The sequence below is a fragment of the Halomonas sp. LMYGS-3 genome, assembly GCF_059509875.1.
This window is the reverse complement of the sequence record NZ_JCAKFQ010000024.1, coordinates 39,221-57,856: the sequence shown is the minus strand read 5'-3', so window position 1 is coordinate 57,856 and position 18,636 is coordinate 39,221. Positions and strand designations below refer to the sequence as shown.

The 18,636-nt window shown below is 66.5% G+C and carries 15 protein-coding genes; 12 read left to right on the top strand and 3 right to left on the bottom strand.

All coding sequences use genetic code 11. The features are described from left to right. The first annotated feature begins 10 nt into the window (after positions 1 to 10). Together AC5W54_RS17995 and AC5W54_RS17990 are read left to right on the top strand one after the other, a co-directional pair. Entirely contained in the window at positions 11 to 517 is a 507-nt protein-coding gene (locus AC5W54_RS17995; RefSeq protein ID WP_495963472.1) for a DUF1579 family protein, read from the top strand. A 39-nt stretch (positions 518 to 556) separates the two neighbouring features. Further along, positions 557 to 2,239 (top strand): hypothetical protein, encoded by a 1,683-nt coding sequence (locus AC5W54_RS17990; protein WP_495963471.1) that lies wholly within the window; start codon positions 557 to 559, stop codon positions 2,237 to 2,239. Positions 2,240 to 2,332: 93 nt separating this feature from the next. Here the strand turns inward: AC5W54_RS17990 and AC5W54_RS17985 are convergent, their stop codons facing one another. Together AC5W54_RS17985 and AC5W54_RS17980 are read right to left on the bottom strand one after the other, a co-directional pair. Next, complete coding sequence (locus AC5W54_RS17985; RefSeq protein WP_495963470.1) at positions 2,333 to 3,694, bottom strand: FAD-binding oxidoreductase; 1,362 nt, start codon at positions 3,692 to 3,694, stop codon at positions 2,333 to 2,335. A gap of 128 nt (positions 3,695 to 3,822) precedes the next feature. Beyond that, a complete protein-coding gene (locus AC5W54_RS17980; RefSeq protein WP_495963469.1) occupies positions 3,823 to 5,457 on the bottom strand; it encodes a helix-turn-helix transcriptional regulator in 1,635 nt (544 codons plus the stop codon). Between the two features lie 198 nt (positions 5,458 to 5,655). Between AC5W54_RS17980 and AC5W54_RS17975 the strand changes: the two genes are divergently transcribed. The 10 genes from AC5W54_RS17975 to AC5W54_RS17930 all read left to right on the top strand — a co-directional run bounded on the left by AC5W54_RS17975 (position 5,656) and on the right by AC5W54_RS17930 (position 16,489). Beyond that, complete coding sequence (locus tag AC5W54_RS17975; protein ID WP_495963468.1) at positions 5,656 to 6,066, top strand: VOC family protein; 411 nt, start codon at positions 5,656 to 5,658, stop codon at positions 6,064 to 6,066. Between the two features lie 590 nt (positions 6,067 to 6,656). Beyond that, positions 6,657 to 7,631 carry an IclR family transcriptional regulator gene (locus AC5W54_RS17970; RefSeq protein ID WP_495963467.1) on the top strand — a complete coding sequence of 325 codons (975 nt, stop codon included), beginning with the start codon at positions 6,657 to 6,659 and terminating at the stop codon, positions 7,629 to 7,631. Between the two features lie 50 nt (positions 7,632 to 7,681). After that, positions 7,682 to 8,836: an acyl-CoA dehydrogenase family protein gene (locus AC5W54_RS17965; RefSeq protein WP_495963466.1), complete on the top strand. Its 1,155-nt coding sequence runs from the start codon at positions 7,682 to 7,684 to the stop codon at positions 8,834 to 8,836. Then, positions 8,833 to 11,022: an acetate--CoA ligase family protein gene (locus AC5W54_RS17960; protein WP_495963465.1), complete on the top strand. Its 2,190-nt coding sequence runs from the start codon at positions 8,833 to 8,835 to the stop codon at positions 11,020 to 11,022. Before AC5W54_RS17965 ends, AC5W54_RS17960 begins: the two co-directional genes overlap by 4 nt. Before the next feature lie 13 nt (positions 11,023 to 11,035). Beyond that, positions 11,036 to 11,995, top strand: coding sequence for a tripartite tricarboxylate transporter substrate binding protein (locus AC5W54_RS17955; protein WP_495963464.1), 960 nt, complete (start codon positions 11,036 to 11,038; stop codon positions 11,993 to 11,995). A 4-nt stretch (positions 11,996 to 11,999) separates the two neighbouring features. After that, positions 12,000 to 12,461, top strand: a complete 462-nt coding sequence (locus tag AC5W54_RS17950) for a tripartite tricarboxylate transporter TctB family protein (protein ID WP_495963463.1) — start codon at positions 12,000 to 12,002, stop codon at positions 12,459 to 12,461. A gap of 33 nt (positions 12,462 to 12,494) precedes the next feature. Further along, positions 12,495 to 14,021 (top strand): tripartite tricarboxylate transporter permease, encoded by a 1,527-nt coding sequence (locus AC5W54_RS17945; protein WP_495963462.1) that lies wholly within the window; start codon positions 12,495 to 12,497, stop codon positions 14,019 to 14,021. Continuing rightward, positions 14,011 to 14,991: an acrylyl-CoA reductase family protein gene (locus AC5W54_RS17940; RefSeq protein ID WP_495963461.1), complete on the top strand. Its 981-nt coding sequence runs from the start codon at positions 14,011 to 14,013 to the stop codon at positions 14,989 to 14,991. Before AC5W54_RS17945 ends, AC5W54_RS17940 begins: the two co-directional genes overlap by 11 nt. A gap of 36 nt (positions 14,992 to 15,027) precedes the next feature. Beyond that, on the top strand, positions 15,028 to 15,795 hold the full coding sequence (locus AC5W54_RS17935; protein WP_495963460.1) for an enoyl-CoA hydratase-related protein: 768 nt from the start codon (positions 15,028 to 15,030) through the stop codon (positions 15,793 to 15,795). Between the two features lie 409 nt (positions 15,796 to 16,204). Then, entirely contained in the window at positions 16,205 to 16,489 is a 285-nt protein-coding gene (locus AC5W54_RS17930) for a DoxX family protein (RefSeq protein WP_495963459.1), read from the top strand. Positions 16,490 to 16,520: 31 nt separating this feature from the next. On the opposite strand, the gene AC5W54_RS17925 is transcribed toward AC5W54_RS17930, so the two are convergent. Next, complete coding sequence (locus AC5W54_RS17925; RefSeq protein WP_495963458.1) at positions 16,521 to 18,536, bottom strand: CocE/NonD family hydrolase; 2,016 nt, start codon at positions 18,534 to 18,536, stop codon at positions 16,521 to 16,523. Positions 18,537 to 18,636: the final 100 nt, after the last annotated feature.

Sequence of the window (18,636 nt, the reverse complement as noted above, 5' to 3'; positions counted from 1 at the left end):
AGTGACGACCATGCGTCGCTGGATAGGGGGCGTCTCGCTGGCGACGGCCCTGGTGCTGAGCATGATGCCACTCCCGGCCAGCGCCGACCGCGACGTCCTCGCCCTCTTCATAGGGCAGTGGGAGATCACCCTCGACACCCTGCGCCCGGAGCCCTCGTCGACCCGCTACCGCGAGACCTTTCGCTGGGTCCTGGATCGACAGTTCATCCGCGGCGAGACCGAGGGCAAGGCGGACGGCTCGCAGGACCTCATCTTCGGCACCTACGATGCGCAAGCCGACGGCTATCCCTTCTGGATCTTCTCGACGACCGGCTCTTACCTCTATCTGCCGCCGGGAAAATGGAACGCCCGGCAGCGCGTCCTGGAGTGGGAGAATCCCACCGGGTGGGATATCCGTTACCGCAGCCGCTGCCATTTTCCAGACCAGGACACGCGCACCTGCACGCTGCTGATCCGGGACTGGATGGGCAAGGTACTGCTCGAAACCGAGTGGCGTGCCCAGCGCCGTGGCCCCTGATCCCCCGGGTTCGTCACTCGGTCCAGCAGGGTTCACACCATGATCGAGGCACTCACTCCGCAGATCGTGATGATCATGCTGCTGCTGATCCTGGTGGTGGCACCGACCCTGACGCTGCTGTTGTCCCTGCTGTTGTTATGGGCGTACCGCCGCGCCGTGCATCGCGCCATGCGCCAGAGTGGCGGCTATGACCCGGCAGGCACCAGGGCGCCTCCGTCCCGCACCGGTGGCGAGCTCTCCTTCGTCCAGAGCGCTGGGCAAGGTGACATGCCGCTGTCGCACCACCTCCTCCGCCGCCCCTGGCTCAACGCCTCACGCTACGCGGCCGCGGGGCTGGCGTTTGCGCTGGTGTTCGCCGCCACGGCACCGTTCGTGTTCCCCTCCGGGCTCGGGCTCGCCGGCTTCCTGATCGCCCTGTGGCTCTACCTGTGGCCGGTCTTCCTCGCCCTGCCGCTGATCGTGCCCTCGAGATCACATCACTGGGTGGCCTGGTTCGTCGCCTACCTCGTCGTCTATGCCCTGTTGAGCGCCTGGGGCAGCACGATCCACAACATCCCGGCCTATCACGTCGGCGCGGTCGTGATGCCTTCACGCTCCAACGTCACGCCGCAGACCATGGGCAGGCTCTGGCTGATCGTCAATGCCGCCCCCACCGTGCTGATGCTGCTGTGCCTCAACCGCTGGATTCGGGCGGTCGCGCCGCTCGTCCTCGCCCTGGTCACGGCGGTGGTCGCGGGTCTGCTGGCCACCTACCTGGCGCTGTTCTCGCCCCGGGGCGTGGACACGGCTGTCGCCCTGGCGGTGATGCTGGACCTGTCGATCTACTGGGTGCTGGTGGCGATTGCGCTGCTGTCGCTCTTCGTGTTCGGGGGGCTCGGATGGATCCTGATCCGCTGGATCGCACGGCGCTACCGGCAGGGCCAGACGAGTGATCAGTCGCTGCTGCTGGATGCCCTCTGGCTGCTGTGTGCCAGCACCTACGCCCTGTGGCTGGTGGGGGGCGGCCTGCGCTGGCTGGCCAGCGCACCGCTGGCCTTCATCGCCTTCAAGCTGACCTGGCGCCTCGCGGCGGGCTTGATACACGACCGGGCGCTGCATCCCGTGAGCCTGATCTTTCTCCGCGTGTTCTCCCTGGGGCGACGCACCGAGGCACTGCTGGAGCGGGTGGCCAAGCCCTGGCGCCATGTCGGCGGCATCCAACTGATCACCGGACCGGACCTGGCACGGACCACCGTGCAACCGCACCAGTTCCTCGATTTCCTCGCCGGCAGGCTGCATCGCCAATTCGTCGGCGACGCGGCGTCCCTCGAGCGTGCCATCGCCGCCCGTGACATCGCGCCGGACCCGGACGGCCGCTTTCGCATCAACAACTTCTTCTGCCGTGCGGATAGCTGGCAGGCGCTCCTGCCACGGCTGATCGCGGAGGGCGACCTGGTGCTGATGGACCTGCGCCGCTTCTCGGCCGGCAACGCCGGCTGCGTGCACGAGCTCCGCTACCTGGTCGCCGAGGTGCCCCATCCGCGCTGCCTGCTGCTGGTGGACGCGACCACCGACGAGGCATTTCTCGACACGACCATGCGTGAGGCCACGGCCGGGCTGTCGCAGGAGTCACCGAATCACGGTGCGCCGGTGACGGCATGGCGCCGGCTCCACCTCGCTCCCACCCCGGAGGCCGTCGACGACCTGAGTCGTCAGCTCTGCACCGCCCTCGAGCGCCGCTGACATCCTGCGCTGCGCGGGCCGGTCAGACCAGCAGAGCATATGGCGCGATGGTCACATGAGGACGGAATCGAAAGCGCATGGCGGGACCCCGTCCTAACGCTCCGCCCTCGGCCTGATGTTCTGATTGAAGCGGAAGACGTTCGCCGGATCGTACTCGTTCTTCAGCGCGACCAGCCGCGCGTGGTTGGCCCCATAGGCCGCCCTGACCCGCGCCTCGCCCTCATCGCCCAGGTAGTTGACGTACGCGCCCTCCTCCAGGAAGGGGGCCACGGCGCGGAAGCAGCGGCGCCCCCACTCGATATTCGCCTCCGACTCCGCGGGATCCTGCCACATCCGCAACACCAGGACGCTGTGTTGCGCCTGCCGGTGGGCGAAGGCGGTGTCCTGGGCGCCCACGCGACCGATGGCGCCCCCCAGATGCTCGATGGCGATTGCGGCAAAGGGTGCGGGCGTGTCGGCGACGAAGAAGTCCAGGAGCGCCTCGATGGCATCGTCGTCGAACGCCCTCATGAACCCGGCCTTCCAGTAGTGCAACCGCCCCGGCTGGAACACCTCGGTGAGCAGGTTCTGCACCCTGGCGTAGGGCACCGGTGCGATGCTGTCGAGCACGGGAGCGCCGAAGGTACGCATGGGCCGCAACACGGCCTCGCCCTCCTCGAGGGGCCCGCAATAGCACATCTTGATGTCCAGGACGGGGCCTTGGGGTCCGGACACCAGGGTGGCATCCGCCCGCACGTCATCGGGAGCGGTAGTGGACCAGTCACGATAGAAGCGCAGGACCTCCCTGGCACGCTCGAGGGGGTAGACGAGCTCACCGCCCAGCACCGGCCCCACCGAGTGGAGCCGATACACGAAGGAGGTCACCACGCCGAAGTTGCCACCCCCGCCGCGCAGGCCCCAGAACAGCTCCGGATGCTCGTCGGCACTGGCCGTCACCAGCCGCCCCTCCGCGGTGACCACATCGGCCGACAAGAGGTTGTCGCAGGCCAGGCCGTACTTGCGGTTGAGGTAGCCGATCCCGCCCCCCAGGGTGAGCCCGGCGATGCCGGTCGAGGGCACGATCCCGCCGGTAGTCGCCAGGCCGAAGGCCTGGGTTTCATGATCGAAGTCCCCCCAGGTGGCGCCGCCCTCGGCGCGCGCCACGCGTTGCCGAGGGTCGACCCAGACGCTGGTCATCGACGACAGGTCGATCACCAGCCCCTCGTCGCAGACGGCGCTGCCCAGCACGCTGTGGCCGCCGCCACGCACGGCGATCGGCAGCGCCGCTTCCCGGGCGAAGATGACGGAGGCGATCACGTCGGCCACCCCCGCGCATCGCACGATCATCGCCGGACGGCGGTCGATCAGGCCGTTGAACACCCGACGCGCCTCGTCGTAGGCCTCGTGCTCCGGCAGGACGAGCCGGCCCCGCAAGCGGTCCCGGAACTGCTGGATGGTGCTGTCGCTGATGGCCATGATTCCCCCTCCCCTCGTTCGGGTCATCCCCACCGTCAAGCCTGGGCCAGGGAGCCGGCCAGCGCCTCGGCGAAGCTACCCAATCGGCCTCGCTTGACCACTGGGTAGTTTCCGCCAGGCAGGGAGGATCAAAGGAGTTGGTGCTGGCAGGCATAGGCCGTGGCCGCCGTCCGTGACGGCACGTTGAGCTTGGCGAGGATGTTGCCCACGTGCCGGTCGATCGTCCGCTCGCTGACAGAGAGCTCCACCGCGATGGCCTTGTTGGTCCTGCCGGAGGCGATCAGGCGCAGCACCTGGAGTTCACGAGGGGTCAGGCCGTGGCGATCGCCGGCCGCATCGCCGGTGGTGAGGGCCTGCAAGCGAGACAGTTCAGGCGCGGCACCCAGTTGCTGGAGATGCCACTGGGCCGTGTCGAACTCCATCCTGGCGCTATCGGTATCGTCGAGCCGCTGGCAAGCGCGTCCGATGAGCCCCCGGGTACGGGCCAACTCATAGGGGGCTTCGAGTGCATCCCATAGCTTGGCTGCCCGGCGCAGGGGCCCCAGCGCCCCCCGGGGGTCGCCCTCGGCCAACAGGATCGCGCCCCGGGCGCCGGCCGCCAGGGCCCGCAGAAAGGGAGCGTCGAGGCTCTCGGCAATCCTGGCGAGTTCCTCGGCACCGGCCTGGGCCGCCGGCACGTCCTCGACGGCGAGCATGATCTCGATGTAGGCGGGCAGGACGCCGGCGCGGGTCGTCCGCCCGCTGGCCTCGTCCAGGCTGCGCCGAATCGCCGCCTCGGCGGCATCGACCTTGTCCTGGGCCAGCCGCAGGAGGGCCAGGCCGGGCTGGAGCGTATGGCCCCAGCGGCTGGCCTGGGCGTAGGCCTGCTCGGCCTCGCTCCATTCCCCGCGCAGACGATGGAGCTCGCCGCACAGGTAGAAGGCATAGCCGGTGGCAGCCTCCCCCGGACGCTCGCCCAGCCGTTGGCAGGCCTGTTCCGCTTCCTGCTGGGCCTCCGGCCAGGCGCCATGCACCAGCATGAGCTCGGCCCGGTGCACCAGGCAGCGCCCGCGATAGGGAACCAGATCGGGCTGGGATTCGCACCACCGGGTCAGCGCCGCCGTCCACTCCTGGGCCCGGCGCAGGTCGAAGACCTCCTGACACGTCTCGATCACGCCGCAGTAGACGAGCCCCGCGACCAGGGGGGAGAGCTCACCGGCGTCCATCGCCACCATGGCCTCGTCCAGCAGGGCTGCCCCCTCGCCGATCCTGCCCTCCCCGATCAGGGCCTGGCCCTGACCGAGACAGGACATGGCCACCAGGTTCGGGTCCGCGAAGCGGCGACCAAGCTCAGCCGTCCGGTGAAAGAGGGCGTATGCCCCCGCGTGGTCGCCCGCTCCCAGGCTGCCGAGCGCGGCCGGGATCCGCACATAGCCGGCTTCCACACAGTCGAGCCCTTCCTCGTCGATGAGGCGGCTGGCCCGCGCGACCCAGGCGCCGCCCCGCGCCTTCTCACCGCTCATGAGCAGCCCGAAGCCCAACCAGAACGCACAGCGGGCGGCACGCACCAGATCGCCCGCGGCCAGCGCGTCGTGATGCGTCCGGGCCCAGAGATCGTTGCTCTCGGCATCCTTGCCCACCAGGTAGGCGGCCATGGCGAGTCGTTCGAGATCGTCCAGCGCCAGTGTGGTCCCCCGGGCGGCGCCAGACAGATCGGCGTAGGCCTGCGCCCATGCCCGCCGCTGAAAGGCCTCCCGGCCCGGATGAAGTGCATCGGTCGTCATCACCAACCCTCTGCCGGTTCCCTTCGCCTTCTTGTTCGCGTCTTCGCTGTCGGCGGTGGTAGCACACACGACAAGTGTCGCCCACCGGCCGCAACATTGCCCGCCTCCCTCGCCCTGTCGAAATCGCCACACCCCGTTCGACTGGCAGGAGACAGCACCAACGACTATCCCTATGGCACCAACCAATGGAGACCCACCATGTCGCGCATGATCTTCGTGAACCTGCCCGTTGCCGACCTCGCCGCCTCGATGGCGTTCTACGAGGCCCTCGGCTTCGAGAACAACCCGCACTTCACCGACGAGACGGCGGCCTGCATGGTCTGCAGCGAGGCGATCAATGTCATGCTGCTCACCCACGCCAAGTGGCGCACCTTCACCAACCGCCCGATCCCGCCGACCACCGCCAGCGAGGTGATGCTCGCGCTGTCGTGCGACAGCCGCGAAGCGGTCGACGCCATGAACGAGGCGGCCGCCGCCAAGGGCGGCACCGCCGATATCAATCCCGCCCAGGACCTCGGCTTCATGTACAGCCGCGCCCTGGCGGATCCCGACGGTCACGTCTGGGAGCCAATGTGGATGGACCCGGCGGCCATCCCCCCGAACGGTTAATCCCGCCCAATTCACCCGGCTGGGGCAGAAAAGAAGATGGAGAGCGGTCCTTTAGAATCATGATTCTCCAGGAAGATCATGATCTTAAAGGACCGCTCTCCATGGGTGAAAGACTATCCACCTGGGCGCCCTCCTCAACGGCTCTGCCCGTGTCGAGATGAGTACTGTCCTTCACGCCCACCGGTTCCTGGGTGATCAGGCCCAACTGATCCTCGGGGGTTGGCTACCACCTCGTCGTAGATCTTGTCGATGGCCTCCGCCGACCAGCGGACGGCTTGCCTGCCCGTGGGCACGTCCACCAAACAGCGCATCGCCGATGGGCTTGCCCATGCCCAGGGTCTCGAGCCGGGCCAACTCCTCAACTCAGCATTACCGCCTTGAATCCGGTGGGTGTCTGCCGAGACCAGCGGCCGTCGCCGCAACGGGCCGACATGGCCCTCGGATGCGGCATTGATGCCCTGGTGAGTTTTGCCAGGAACTAGGGCCATTTCCTGAGATCTGCGCCGCGTGTGCCGGCAAAACGCGATGAACCAAAAAAATTTGCAGCCACCCAGAATTACGTCTAACGTAAACGCAAACGGAGAGCGTAAATGAAAGCACAAAAGAATCAGCTCCAATCCCTATCCAGAGCTCTAGATGTCCTCGAGTTCGTGGAGGATGCCGATGAGCCGGTCTCGTTGACCGGGATTGCCACGGCGCTGGACGAAGCCACACCGATCGTCTTTCGCGCCCTGCAAACCTTGGAGGCGCGGGGGTACGTTCATCGACGCCCCACCGACAAGCGCTACCTGCGCTTGAACCAGTCATCGGGTAATAGTGGAATTCGCCGGTCGCTAGCAGTGATGCGCGCCTTGGCAACGACGACCAACCAGGGCGTCGGCGTCGACTGGCTGGCGACACACACCGGCCTGGATCCTCAGTTAGTCGATGAAGTGCTATCGGCACTGGCCAATGAAGACATGGTGGAGCCCCTGCCAGACGGCTCGCGCTGGCGACTAGCCTACGCCTTGCTGGAGCTGAGTCGTCCCCTGCTCAACGGCAATGAGCTCGCCAACATCATCCGTCCATCGATGGAGCGGCTGCACACGGAAACCTCCGAAACCGTTTCCCTATTCAACCGCGCCGGCTCGCGGCAGGTGCTTTCCGCGGTGATCCCGAGCCCTCACCCCTTGCGCTATGTACTCGACATTGGCAGTTCGTTCCCCCTTCACCTGGGCGCCGCCGGCAAGGCAGCTCTCGCGGCACTGAGCGATGACGAGGTGGACGTTCTACTCGGACAGAATGAGTTGAGCCGGCTCACCCAGCACGTGCCGGACAAGGGCCGCCTGCGGGAGGAGCTCGAGGCGATTCGCAGCAGAGGCTATGCGCTGTCCTCGGGGGAGCGGGTCGAGGGCGCCACGGCCGTTGCCTCGGCCATTCGCGACGCCTCCGGTGAGATGCGCGCGGTGCTCAGCCTGATGATGCCCACCTTCCGCGCGCCTGCCGACAAGGCGCACGCCCTGGGGGTGCGGTTGGCACTCGAGGTGGAAACGCTGTATGTGCCGCCGCTGCCCCACCGGGAATGACCGGTTAACGCCGCCGTCTCGAATGCCCAATAACCACAAGGAGAAACTCGATGATACGCGACCAAGCCCGACTGAATACTTTGTTAGATGACGTCCGCCACTGGGTTCGAGAGGTGGCGATCCCCAGCGAAGCGCGGGTGGAACGCCTCGACGAAGTGCCCGAGGACTTGGTTGACGACATGCGCGGGCGTGGTTTCTTCGGCTGGAGCATCCCGGAGGAGTACGGGGGTGCAGGGCTCACCACCGAGGAGCTGGTGCTGGCGGCGCTGGAGCTTTCCCAATGTTCGACCGCGTTTCGCGCTCGGGTAGGCACCAACACCGGCATCGGCTCCGAGGCGCTGGTGGCAGATGCCACGCCGCGGCAGAAACAGCGCTACCTCCCGCAACTCGCCTCGGGCGCGATGACCGGATGTTTCGCCCTGACGGAGCCCGAGGCCGGGTCGGATGCCACGGCCCTGCAGACCACCGCCGTGCGCGAGGGCGATCACTACCGGCTCAATGGCCGCAAGCGCTTCATCACCAATGCCCCCATCGCCGACCTGTTCACGGTGCTGGCCCGCACGAATCCCGAGGATCCATCTAGTCGTGGCATCAGCGCCTTCATCGTCGAGCGCGACACCCCGGGCCTGACGGCCGGCAAACCCTATCGAATGATGGGTCAGGCCGGCTCGCCGGTCTCGGAGATCGATTTCGCGGACTGCCGGGTACCGGCCGAGAACCTGATCGGCGGCATCGAAGGCGTGGGCTTCAAGACGGCGATGAAAGTGCTCAACAAGCAGCGCCTGCACCTGGCGGCGCTGTGCACGGGGCCGGCGATTCGCATGCTCGACGAGGCGACCCGCTTCGCCCGTGAGCGTCGGCAGTTCGGCAGCCCGGTGGCCGATTTTCAGCTGGTCCAGGCGCTGATCGCCGACTGCCAGACGGAGATACACGCGGCCAAGGCGCTGATCCTGGAGACCGCCCGCGCCCGCGATGACGGCGAGGACGTGAGGATGACGGCATCGATCTGCAAGTACTTTGCCTCCGAGATGTGCGGCCGTGTCGCCGACCGCGCCGTGCAGATCTTCGGCGGCGCGGGTTACGTCGCCGACTACAGCTGCATCGAGCGGTTGTATCGGGATGTGCGGCTGTTCCGCCTCTACGAGGGAACCAGCCAGATGCATCAGCTCAACATCGCACGGCTGACGCTGAAGGAGGCGCTATGAATACGCCTGTGCATCGTGACGCCATCACCGCGCGTGACCTACAGCGCCTCTTCGCGCCACGCGCCGTGGCCGTGGCCGGCGCCTCGGCGAATCTGGAGGCGATCGGTGGCCAGCCGGTCAAGTACCTGCTCGACGGTGGCTACCAGGGCGCGATCTATCCCATCAACCCCAAGTATGACGAGGTGGCGGGCCTGCCCTGCTATGCGGATATCGCCGCCTTGCCTGACACGCCGGACGTGCTGGTCATCGCCGTGGCCGCGCGCATGGCGGTGGCGCTGATCGAACAGGCCGGTGCCAAGGGCATTCCCTATGCCATCGTGTTCTCGTCGGGGTTCGCGGAGACGGGAGGCGAAGGCCAGGCCGCGCAAGCCCAACTGCGCGCCGCCGCCGAAGCCGCGGGCTTGACCCTGATCGGCCCCAACTGTCAGGGATTGATGAACATCAGCCATGATATCCGCATCGGCTTCGGCACACCCTACGCGCTGCGTTATCACCCCGGCAACGTCAGCATGAGCTCGCAGTCGGGGGCCTTCGGCAACTCGCTGCTAATGGCGCTGAGCGACGAGGGGATCGGCTTCCGCCACTATATCTCCACCGGCAACGAGGCACAGACGACGTCGCTGGACTGCCTGGCTCACTTCATCGACGACCCCGGCACCCAGGTGATCGCCGGCTACGTCGAGGGCTTCCAGGATGCCTATCGGCTGCGCCAGCTGGGCCGACAGGCCCTAGCGCGCAATAAGCCGATGGTGCTCTGGAAGGTAGGCAACAGCGCCGCCGGGGCGCGCGCCGCCTCCTCGCACACGGCCAACCTGGCCGGCGCTTCCACCTATTACGACGCCGCCTTTCGCCAGTTCGGCATCGTCGGCGCCAACGATGTCGGCGACATGGCCGACTGTGTGCGGGCGCTGCTCACAGGCCGGCGCCCCAAGGGCAACGGCGTCGCCGTGCTCTCGATCTCGGGGGGCGCCGGCATCGCCATGGCGGACAGCTGCGCCGAACAGAAGCTGACCCTGCCAGATTTCAGCGCCGAGACGCTGGAGCGGCTACGCCCGCTGCTCCCGGCATTCGCCAGCCTGTCCAATCCCGTGGACATCACTGCTGGTGCCCTGTCCGCACCGGAGAGCTTCGCTGCCGCCCTGCGCGTGGTCATGGAAGACCCGGCGGTGAACATGCTCGGGCTCTGCCTCGCGGCCCTCTCCGGTGACTCGGCCACCCTCATCGCCAAGGAGATCGCCAACGTCGCCACAGACTGCAAGGTGCCCATCCTGGTCGCCTGGAACGCCCCGGCAGGCACCGCCGATGACGCCTATCGAATCCTGCAGGAGGCCGGCATCCCCCGCTATGGCTCCCCGGTGCGCTGCGCCCGCGGCTTTGGCGCGCTATGGCGTTTCGCGGCCGCAGCCCTACGCGAGATGCGCGCTCCTAGCCCGGCCGACGGACCTGTGTACCCCCATCCGGCGCCCGAGCAGGCCCGGGCCCTGAACGAATACGACGCCAAGCAACTGCTGGCCGGCTACGGCCTGCCGGTGACCCGGGAGGCGATCGCGAGGAACGCAGAGCAAGCGGTCGCCGCCGCGGAAGAGATCGGCTACCCGCTGGTCATGAAGATCCTCTCGGAAGACATTCCGCATAAATCCGATGCCGGCGGCGTGTTGATCGGCCTCGCCGATGCTGACGCGGTGCGTGAGGGCTACGCGCAACTGGCCGCGCTGCCACAGCAGATCGGCAGTGACATCGCCTTCGACGGCGTGCTGGTCCAGGAGATGATCGGTGGCGGTACCGAGGTGATCCTGGGCGCGGTCAACGACCCGAGCTTCGGCCCGGTGGTGATGTTCGGCGCCGGGGGCATCTACACCGAAGTGTTCAATGACGTGGCCTTCGCTATCGCCCCGCTGAACCGCGAACAGGCGTTGGCACTGGTCGAGGAGACACGCATCAGCCGTATTCTGCGAGGGGCGCGCGGGCAACCCGTGGCCGATATCGAGGCCCTGGTGGAGAGCATCGTGCGTCTTTCCGAACTGGCCGTCGCGGAGTCGGGGCGCTTCACGGAGATAGACGTTAATCCCCTGATCGTCCTGCCAGAGGGACAAGGCGCGTGCGTCGTGGATGCCTTCGTGCGGACCAGCCAACCCAGCAAAGGACCACTGAACGCCTCATCAATGACATATCAACGAACGCAGTAGAGGAGACATAACAATGATGACTGTACTCAAGAAAAGCGCCAGCAGCTTGCTTGCCAGCGCCGCCATCCTGGCCATCGTCCCTGCGGTCTCGGCTCAGGAATTCCCGACCAAGCCCATCGAGGTCATGGTGCCATTTCCCGCCGGGGGCAGTACCGATCTCATGGCGCGTGCAACCGCCCGGGAGATGACCGAATTCTTTGGTCAGAACGTCGTGGTCGACAACCGCGGCGGTGGCGCCGGCACCGTTGGCATGGCGGCCCTGGCCCGGGAACGGCCCGATGGCTACACCATCGGCGTGGTACCGGCTGCGCCGCTGGTCAATCAACCGCACATGCGGCGAACGCCGTACGACCTGGACAAGTTCGACTACGTTTGCCAGCTGTTCTCGAGCCCCCAGGCCTTGGCAGTCAAGCCGGGGTCACAATTCGAGAACCTCGAGCAACTCGTCGACTACGCCAAGCAGCATCCCGGTGAGCTGACTTACGGCTCTCCTGGCCCAGGCACGCTGCCGCACCTTGCCATGGAGCGATTCCTGCAACTCGCCGACGTCAAGATCGAGCATGTGCCCTTCACCGGCGACGGCCCCGGCGCCACCGCCCTGATGGGCGGCCATATCGACCTATACATGACCATGACGAATGTCGTTAAGGACCGGGACTTCACCGCCATCGGCGTATTCAGCGAGGAGCCGCAGGACGCCATGCCCGAGGTCAAGACCGCCGCGGCCCAGGGCTACGACATGACCGCCGCCTGGTGGGGCGGCGTGATCGCTCCCAAGGGGATCCCAGAGGATGTAAAGGCTCGCCTGACCGAAGGCTGCAAGTTCACCGCGGAATCGGATCGCTTCGCCGAGACGTTGGATAACCTGGGAACCGAGGTGCGCCACCGTAACCCGGAGGCGTTCGAGCAATACGTGCGCGACGTCTCCGAGACGAACAAGCAACTGATCGACGCCGTACTCAAAGCGAATTGATCCGATGAAAACTCGCCTACTCGACATGGCCTATGGCGCAGTCTTCTGCGCCTCGGCCTTCTACCTCTTCTGGGTCAGCGTCGTGACGGGTACCGGGGCAAGCCGCATCTCCAGCGATCCGATGTGGTACCCGCAGGTGCTGCTGGTGCTCCTGGCGATCTGCTCGGGTTACCTGGTGCTTCGTGGTGCCGTGAGCCGCGACACAACGCGAGCGAAGGCGCTGGAATGGTGGCCGACCCTGATCGTGCTGACGGCATCGGGTATCTTTCTAGCGCTGTTCGAGCGCGTAGGCCTCGTCCCCACCAGCCTGGTGTTGGTCCCCGTGATGAGTTGGCTGCTGGGGTTTCGCCGTCCGGTCGTGCTCGCGGTCATCGCCATCGGCTTCACCGGCGCCGTGTGGTACGGCTTCTACTATCTCATCAATATCACCCCGCCGGGCCCAGGGCTTCCGACACTGACGGGCTAGACCGTTCGCTGTCGCGAACAGGAGTTTACCGCTATGGATTCACTCTTCGCCGGATTGCAGATGCTGGCGGCACCGGATGCGCTGCTGGCCCTGCTGATCGGCACCATCGTAGGTATCGTGGTGGGCGCCTTGCCGGGACTCGGTTCGGTACTCGCCATCACCATGGCCCTGCCCCTGACCTTCGTGCTCGGCCAGGGGGCCAGCATCGCGCTACTGCTCGGCCTGTATTGTGGCTCGGTCTATGGCGGTTCCATCTCGGCCATCCTGCTCAATACCCCGGGGACGCCCCAGGCTGCCGCCACCGCGTTCGATGGCTATCCGCTCGCCCGCGCGGGCCGGGCGGATCTCGCCTTGGGTTGGGCCACTACCGCCTCGGCGATCGGCGGCATCATCGCCACACTGATCCTGGCCGTGGCCGCCCCCCTGCTCGCGAGAGTGGGCCTGAAGTTCGGTCCGATCGAATACTTCGCCCTGGGAGTTTTTGCCCTCACCTGTATCGTCAGCGTCTCCCGGGAGGACATGGCCAAGGGGCTGATGGCCGGATTGGCCGGACTGTTCGTCGCCGTCATCGGGCAAGACACCTTGACCGGCGCCATGCGCTTCGACTTCAACTCCTTCGAACTCTCCGCGGGCGTCGGCCTGGTGCCCTTCCTGGTCGGCCTGTTCGCCTTGTCCGAGGTATTCTGGCGCGCCTCGGAACTGCGCGCGGGAAGTACAGGCCAAGTGCTGAGCTCGGGATTCACCTTTCCGGGATTCGGGGAACTGCGCCGGCGCGCCGGCGTGCTGATCAAGTCTTCGTTGATCGGTACCTGGGTCGGCTGTCTCCCCGGGGTGGGAGCGACCTCGGCGTCCATGGTGAGTTACGCGGAAGCCAAGCGCAGCTCTCCCCGACGCGCCGACTTCGGCAAGGGCGAACCGGATGGACTGATCGCCTCGGAGGCCTCCAACAATGCCGTGACCGCCGGTGCCATGGTGCCGACGCTCTCGTTGGGCGTGCCCGGCGATCCGATCACCGCGGTGATGCTGGGTGCCCTGGCACTCCAGGGAATTACCCCGGGGCCTCGCTTGTTCGTGGAACACGGCGACCTGATGCTCTTCATCTTCAGCGCCCTGCTGCTCGCCAACGTGCTGCTGTTCATCTGCGGGGCGCTGATGACGCCGCTATTCTCGCGCATCCTTCGGGTCCCCGAGCCGGTACTGCTGTCGACGATCGTGGTGCTGGTGGCCGTGGGCACCTTCAGCATCAACTCGAACCCCTTCGACCTGCTCGTCATGTTCAGCGCCGGGCTAGCCGGCTTCCTGCTGCGTTATAACGGCTTTCCCCTGGCCCCGATCGTCATCGGCTACGTGCTCGGGCCGATGATCGAGCAGAGCCTTCGCCAGGGGTTGATCATCACTCGCGGCAGCTTCCTCGAGTTCCTGAACTACCCCATTGCGCTGGGCCTGTTCATCCTGACCGGCCTGTTCCTCGTGCTGCCCTTACTTCGCGCCTGGCTGTGCAAGGTCCTGCAACGCCGCAAGCAGAAGCTGGAACATAAGGAGAGAGGCAATGGCATTTAACGCCTACCGTCTATTCAAGGAGGGCGACGTCAGCCATGGCGACTTGGTAGAAACCACCTTGGACGAGCTCGACCCCGGCGACGTGGTCGTCAAGACGGCCTATGCCGGCGTCAACTTCAAGGACGCCCTCGCGGCCACCGGGCGAGCCCCCATCATCCGCCGCTTCCCCTGCATCGGCGGCATCGAGGCGGTCGGCGAGGTGATCGAGTCCGCCAGCGAGGACTATCCGCCGGGCTCCCTCGTCATCCTTCATGGCCGTGGCCTGGGGGTCTTACACGATGGCGGCTTCGCCGAGTATGTCAGGGTGCCGGCGGACTGGGTCGTCCCTCTCCCCGCGGGGCTCAATATGCAGGAAGCCGCCAGTTTAGGCGTCGCCGGCCACACGGCCGCGGTCGCCATCGACCTGATGGAACAGAATGGCTTGGCTCCGGGACGCGGCCCTGTCGCGGTGACCGGTGCCACCGGCGGCGTGGCCAGCCTGAGTATCGATATGCTCAGTGGCCTCGGCTATGAGGTGGCCGCCGTATCGCGCAAGCAAGACAGCCACGCTTACCTGCGCTCGCTCGGCGCTAAACAGGTGATCTCGGCCCCCGCCGGCGACGCGCCCGCCAAGCCGTTGGAGTCGGCACAGTGGGCCGGCGCCGTGGATGCCGCCGGTGGCCACTTGCTGGCCTGGCTGCTGCGCACCATGGCACCCAATGGCACCGTTGCCTGCTTTGGCAACGCGGCGGGGGTCGAACTGCATACCACGGTATTGCCGTTCATCCTGCGTGGCGTGCGCCTCCTCGGGGTCAACGCGGATACCGAGCCGGACTACCGCCGGCAGGTGTGGGCAAGGCTGGCCGGGGACCTGAAACCGCGCCATCTCGCCGCGATTACCACCTCGATCACCCTGGACGACTTGCCACGGGTGTTCGAGCAGATGGCGCATGGACAGGCCACCGGCCGATATGTGGTGCGGTTTGATTAAGCAGCGGCCAGTCACGACCTTGGGGGAGAACCGATCATGTTAGTGCTTCGCGAACAGCCTGCGACGGGAGTGGTCGTCTTGCGGTTGAACCGGCCACATGTGCGCAATGCACTTAATCTGGAATTGCGAGAGGCACTGGCGGCCCAATTTCGTGAACTGGCAGGCGATGAAACCGTGCGCTGCGTCGTGCTTACCGGAAATAGTGAGGCCTTCGCCGCGGGAGCGGATATCGCCGAGATGGCCGAGGCAGGTACCGTAGAGTTGATGCAGCGCGGCATCCACTTGTTGCTGAGAGATATTGCCCAATTTCCCAAGCCGGTGATCGCCGCCGTCAACGGCTTCGCGCTAGGCGGAGGCTGCGAGCTCGCGCTGCATGCTGATATCATCATCGCGGGTCACCACGCCAGCTTCGGCTTCCCCGAAGTACGGCTGGGCATCATGCCCGGCGGTGGGGGCACCCAGCGGTTACTACGCGCGGTCGGCAAGTACCGGGCCATGCGCTGGCTCATGACCGGGGAGCGGTTTACCGCCGAAAACGCCCTCGCCATGGGTCTGGTGAGCGAAGTGGTGGCTGATGATGCGGTAGTACTGCGGGCTCTCGAGTTAGCCGAACAACTCGCGGCATCGGCACCTCTAGCGTTGGCACAGATTAAGGAAGTGATATTGGCCGGCCAAGATATCCCCCTCGAGCAAGCCTTAGCGTTGGAGCGCAAGAGTCTCCAAGTTTTGTTTGACTCCGATGACAAGCAAGAAGGCTTTGCAGCCTACATCGAGAAACGCAAGCCGGTATGGAAAGGCCATTAAATAACGGTACTTCCCATGCTGTGCCGGGGGATACTCACTGGTCCTTGGAAGACGGCTATGCTGCAAGGCGGCAGATGCGCGTATTCGGGGATATGCTCAAGCGCTACCTCCCGATCCTCACCTGGCTGCCCCACTACACCCGCCGCCGGGCCGTGGGCCCGGATGCGATCATCGACCGGCGCTGCCCTCCGGCGGAGCATCGCCATCATCACCTGCGTCGCCTTGCCCGATGCACCGAGGCGGGCCACGCTTAGCTCACCCCTTCATGGACAAGGAACGCGCCGATGAACACCCTAGACCTACAGAAGGTATGGGCACCACGTGTGCTCAGCGTGCTGCGGATCGTCTCGGCCTTCATCTTCCTCTTGCACGGCACCCAGAAGCATCTCGGCTTCCCGCCACGGACCGTGTGGTCGAAACCTTCTCGCTGCCGGGGATCTCCGGCTTCATCGAGATCATCTGCGGGGTCCTGCTGCTGATCGGCTTCCAGAGCCGGGCCGCGGCCTTCCTGGCCTCCGGCACCATGGCCTTCGCCTACTGGATCGCCCACGCCCCGCAGGATCTCTTCCCGGTCAACAACGGCGGCGACGCGGCCATCCTCTACTGCTTCGTGTTCCTCTACCTGGTGTTCGCCGGCCCCGGCCCCTGGAGCGTCGACGCCATGCGGGGCAAGGGATCCGCTTCCGCGACATGAGGTGATCACGAGGGCCCGGGCCGTGACGGGATCACAGGTTGTCCCGCGGCACGTTCTCGTTCCAGGTGCTGGCGAAGACCCGGTCGCCGCCTTCGTAGGCATCCACGGTGGCGTGTACGCAGAAGTGTGTCGGCGTGGCGGTGAGCTCCGTGCGGGTGGTAACGACCACGGACCAGTCGCCGCGTTCGAAGGCACGATGGTTGACCACCTCGCCACTGAGCGTGGCGTAATCGTCGTTGCAGTAGCGGTAGCATTCACTGACGTCATAGCCGAGGGTCAGCTCGAGGTCATCGAGACGCCAGGCGCCGTCATTGTCGATGACCCTCAGGCTGGCCTCGTTGGTGGCCAGGTTGAACAGCACTGTCCATTCGCGATGGGCCGGCTCCAGCAGCGTGGTGGGCGGTGCCGGTGCGGCGCGGGGCTCGCCCAGGTCACGCAGTTCGGCATCCGTCGCCCGCGCCGGGCGTACCGGCAGCAGCAGTCGGCAGCCTTCGCAGTGGAGCGTCAGGGTCGCCGGGACCGGCGACGGCCAGGCCAGCGGCCAGTAGGACGAGGAGACGGCCAGGCGGATGCGATTGCCAGCCGAAAAGCGTTGGGCGACGTGGTTGAGGCGAACCGTGACCCGGTAGCGTTGGCCGGGCACTAGCGGTTCGGGCCGGTCGTGCCCGCCGCGATGGCTGAGGTTGAGCAAACCGAAGGTGATCAGCGTCACCGTGCCTTCGGGGCTGATGTCCGAGAGCCGCACGGCGACCATCGCCTGGGGCCGGTCCGCCGCCAGTTCGAGCTCGACCACCGGCTGACCGAGGATCTCGACGGCCTCGTCGAGCGGTGCCGTGTCGAAGCACAGCGAGCCGCCGTCTTCGAGGCGCTGATCGGTGGGCAGGTCGGTGCTCTCCGAGTAGCTGCACCATTTGCCGGCGAACATCCCCACGCTGAGGGGGCTGCGAATCACCAGCGGTGGCGATGAAGGGCCGGCAGCCTCGCCGGGCGGTTCGAGACGGCCCGGTGACAGGGCATAGGGTTGCGTCCGGATGCGCTGGCTCGGCCAGTCGTCCTCGGCCACCCAGTGCCCGGGACGATCGTCGCTGATCGGCGAGACGCTGTCCTGCATCCAGGCGCGCAGCATCGGCTCGGCGTCGACGCCATTGTCGACGCCCTTCAGCCAGCGGTCCCACCAGCGCAGGCATTCGCCGAGGAAGTCGATGGACGGACCGGGCCCGCCCATGTGCGGGTACTTATGGCCCCAGGGTCCCACCAGCCCCTGGCGTGGCACCTCGAGATGGCGGATCAAGCGGAACACCGTGTTGCAGTAGCCATCGGCCCAGCCGCTGACCGCCAGCACCGGGCAGCGGATCGCCGCGAAGTCCTCGCATACCGAGGCGTGGCGCCAGAAGGCGTCGCGCCGCTGGTGCTCCAGCCAGTGCTTGAGCCACAGGCCACTGCCCCGAAGACGCTGAAACCACAATTCGCGCCAGCGCTCGCCGACGACGGCCGGGTCCGGCGGGCAGGCGTTGTAGGAGAGCATCACCGATGCCCAGGACAGGTTGTCGGTCAGCAGGCAACCACCCATGTAATGCACGTCGTCGGTGTAGCGGTCGTCGGAGGAGCAGACGCTGATCACCGCGACCAGCGCGGGCGGCTGCAAGGCGGCGATCTGCAGCGCGTTGAAGCCGCCCCAGGAGATGCCCATCATGCCCACGCGACCATCGCACCACGGCTGGGCAGCGATCCAGCGGATCACCTCGACGCCGTCGTCGAGCTCCCGGGGCAGGTACTCGTCGAGCAGCAGCCCGTCGGAGTCGCCGCTGCCGCGCAGGTCCACGCGCACCCCGGCATAGCCGTGGCGGGCGAAGTAGCCATGGATCCCACCGTCGCGCACCGCCCGGAAGTCGCGCTTGCGATAGGGAATGTATTCGAGCACCGCGGGCACCGGATGATCCGCCGCGTCCGCCGGCAGCCACAGCTTGGCGGCCAGGCGACAGCCATCGGCCATGGGAATCCAGGTGTTCTCGATGACCTCGACTGCGGCCGCCTGCCCCTCATGCATTCTGCGTCCCTCCGGCGTTCGCCCCGGCAGCACCGCGGCGCCAGCTCTTTTATCGTATATGATTAACACGAGCCCCGCCGCTGCCGGCGCCTTTCCGCAG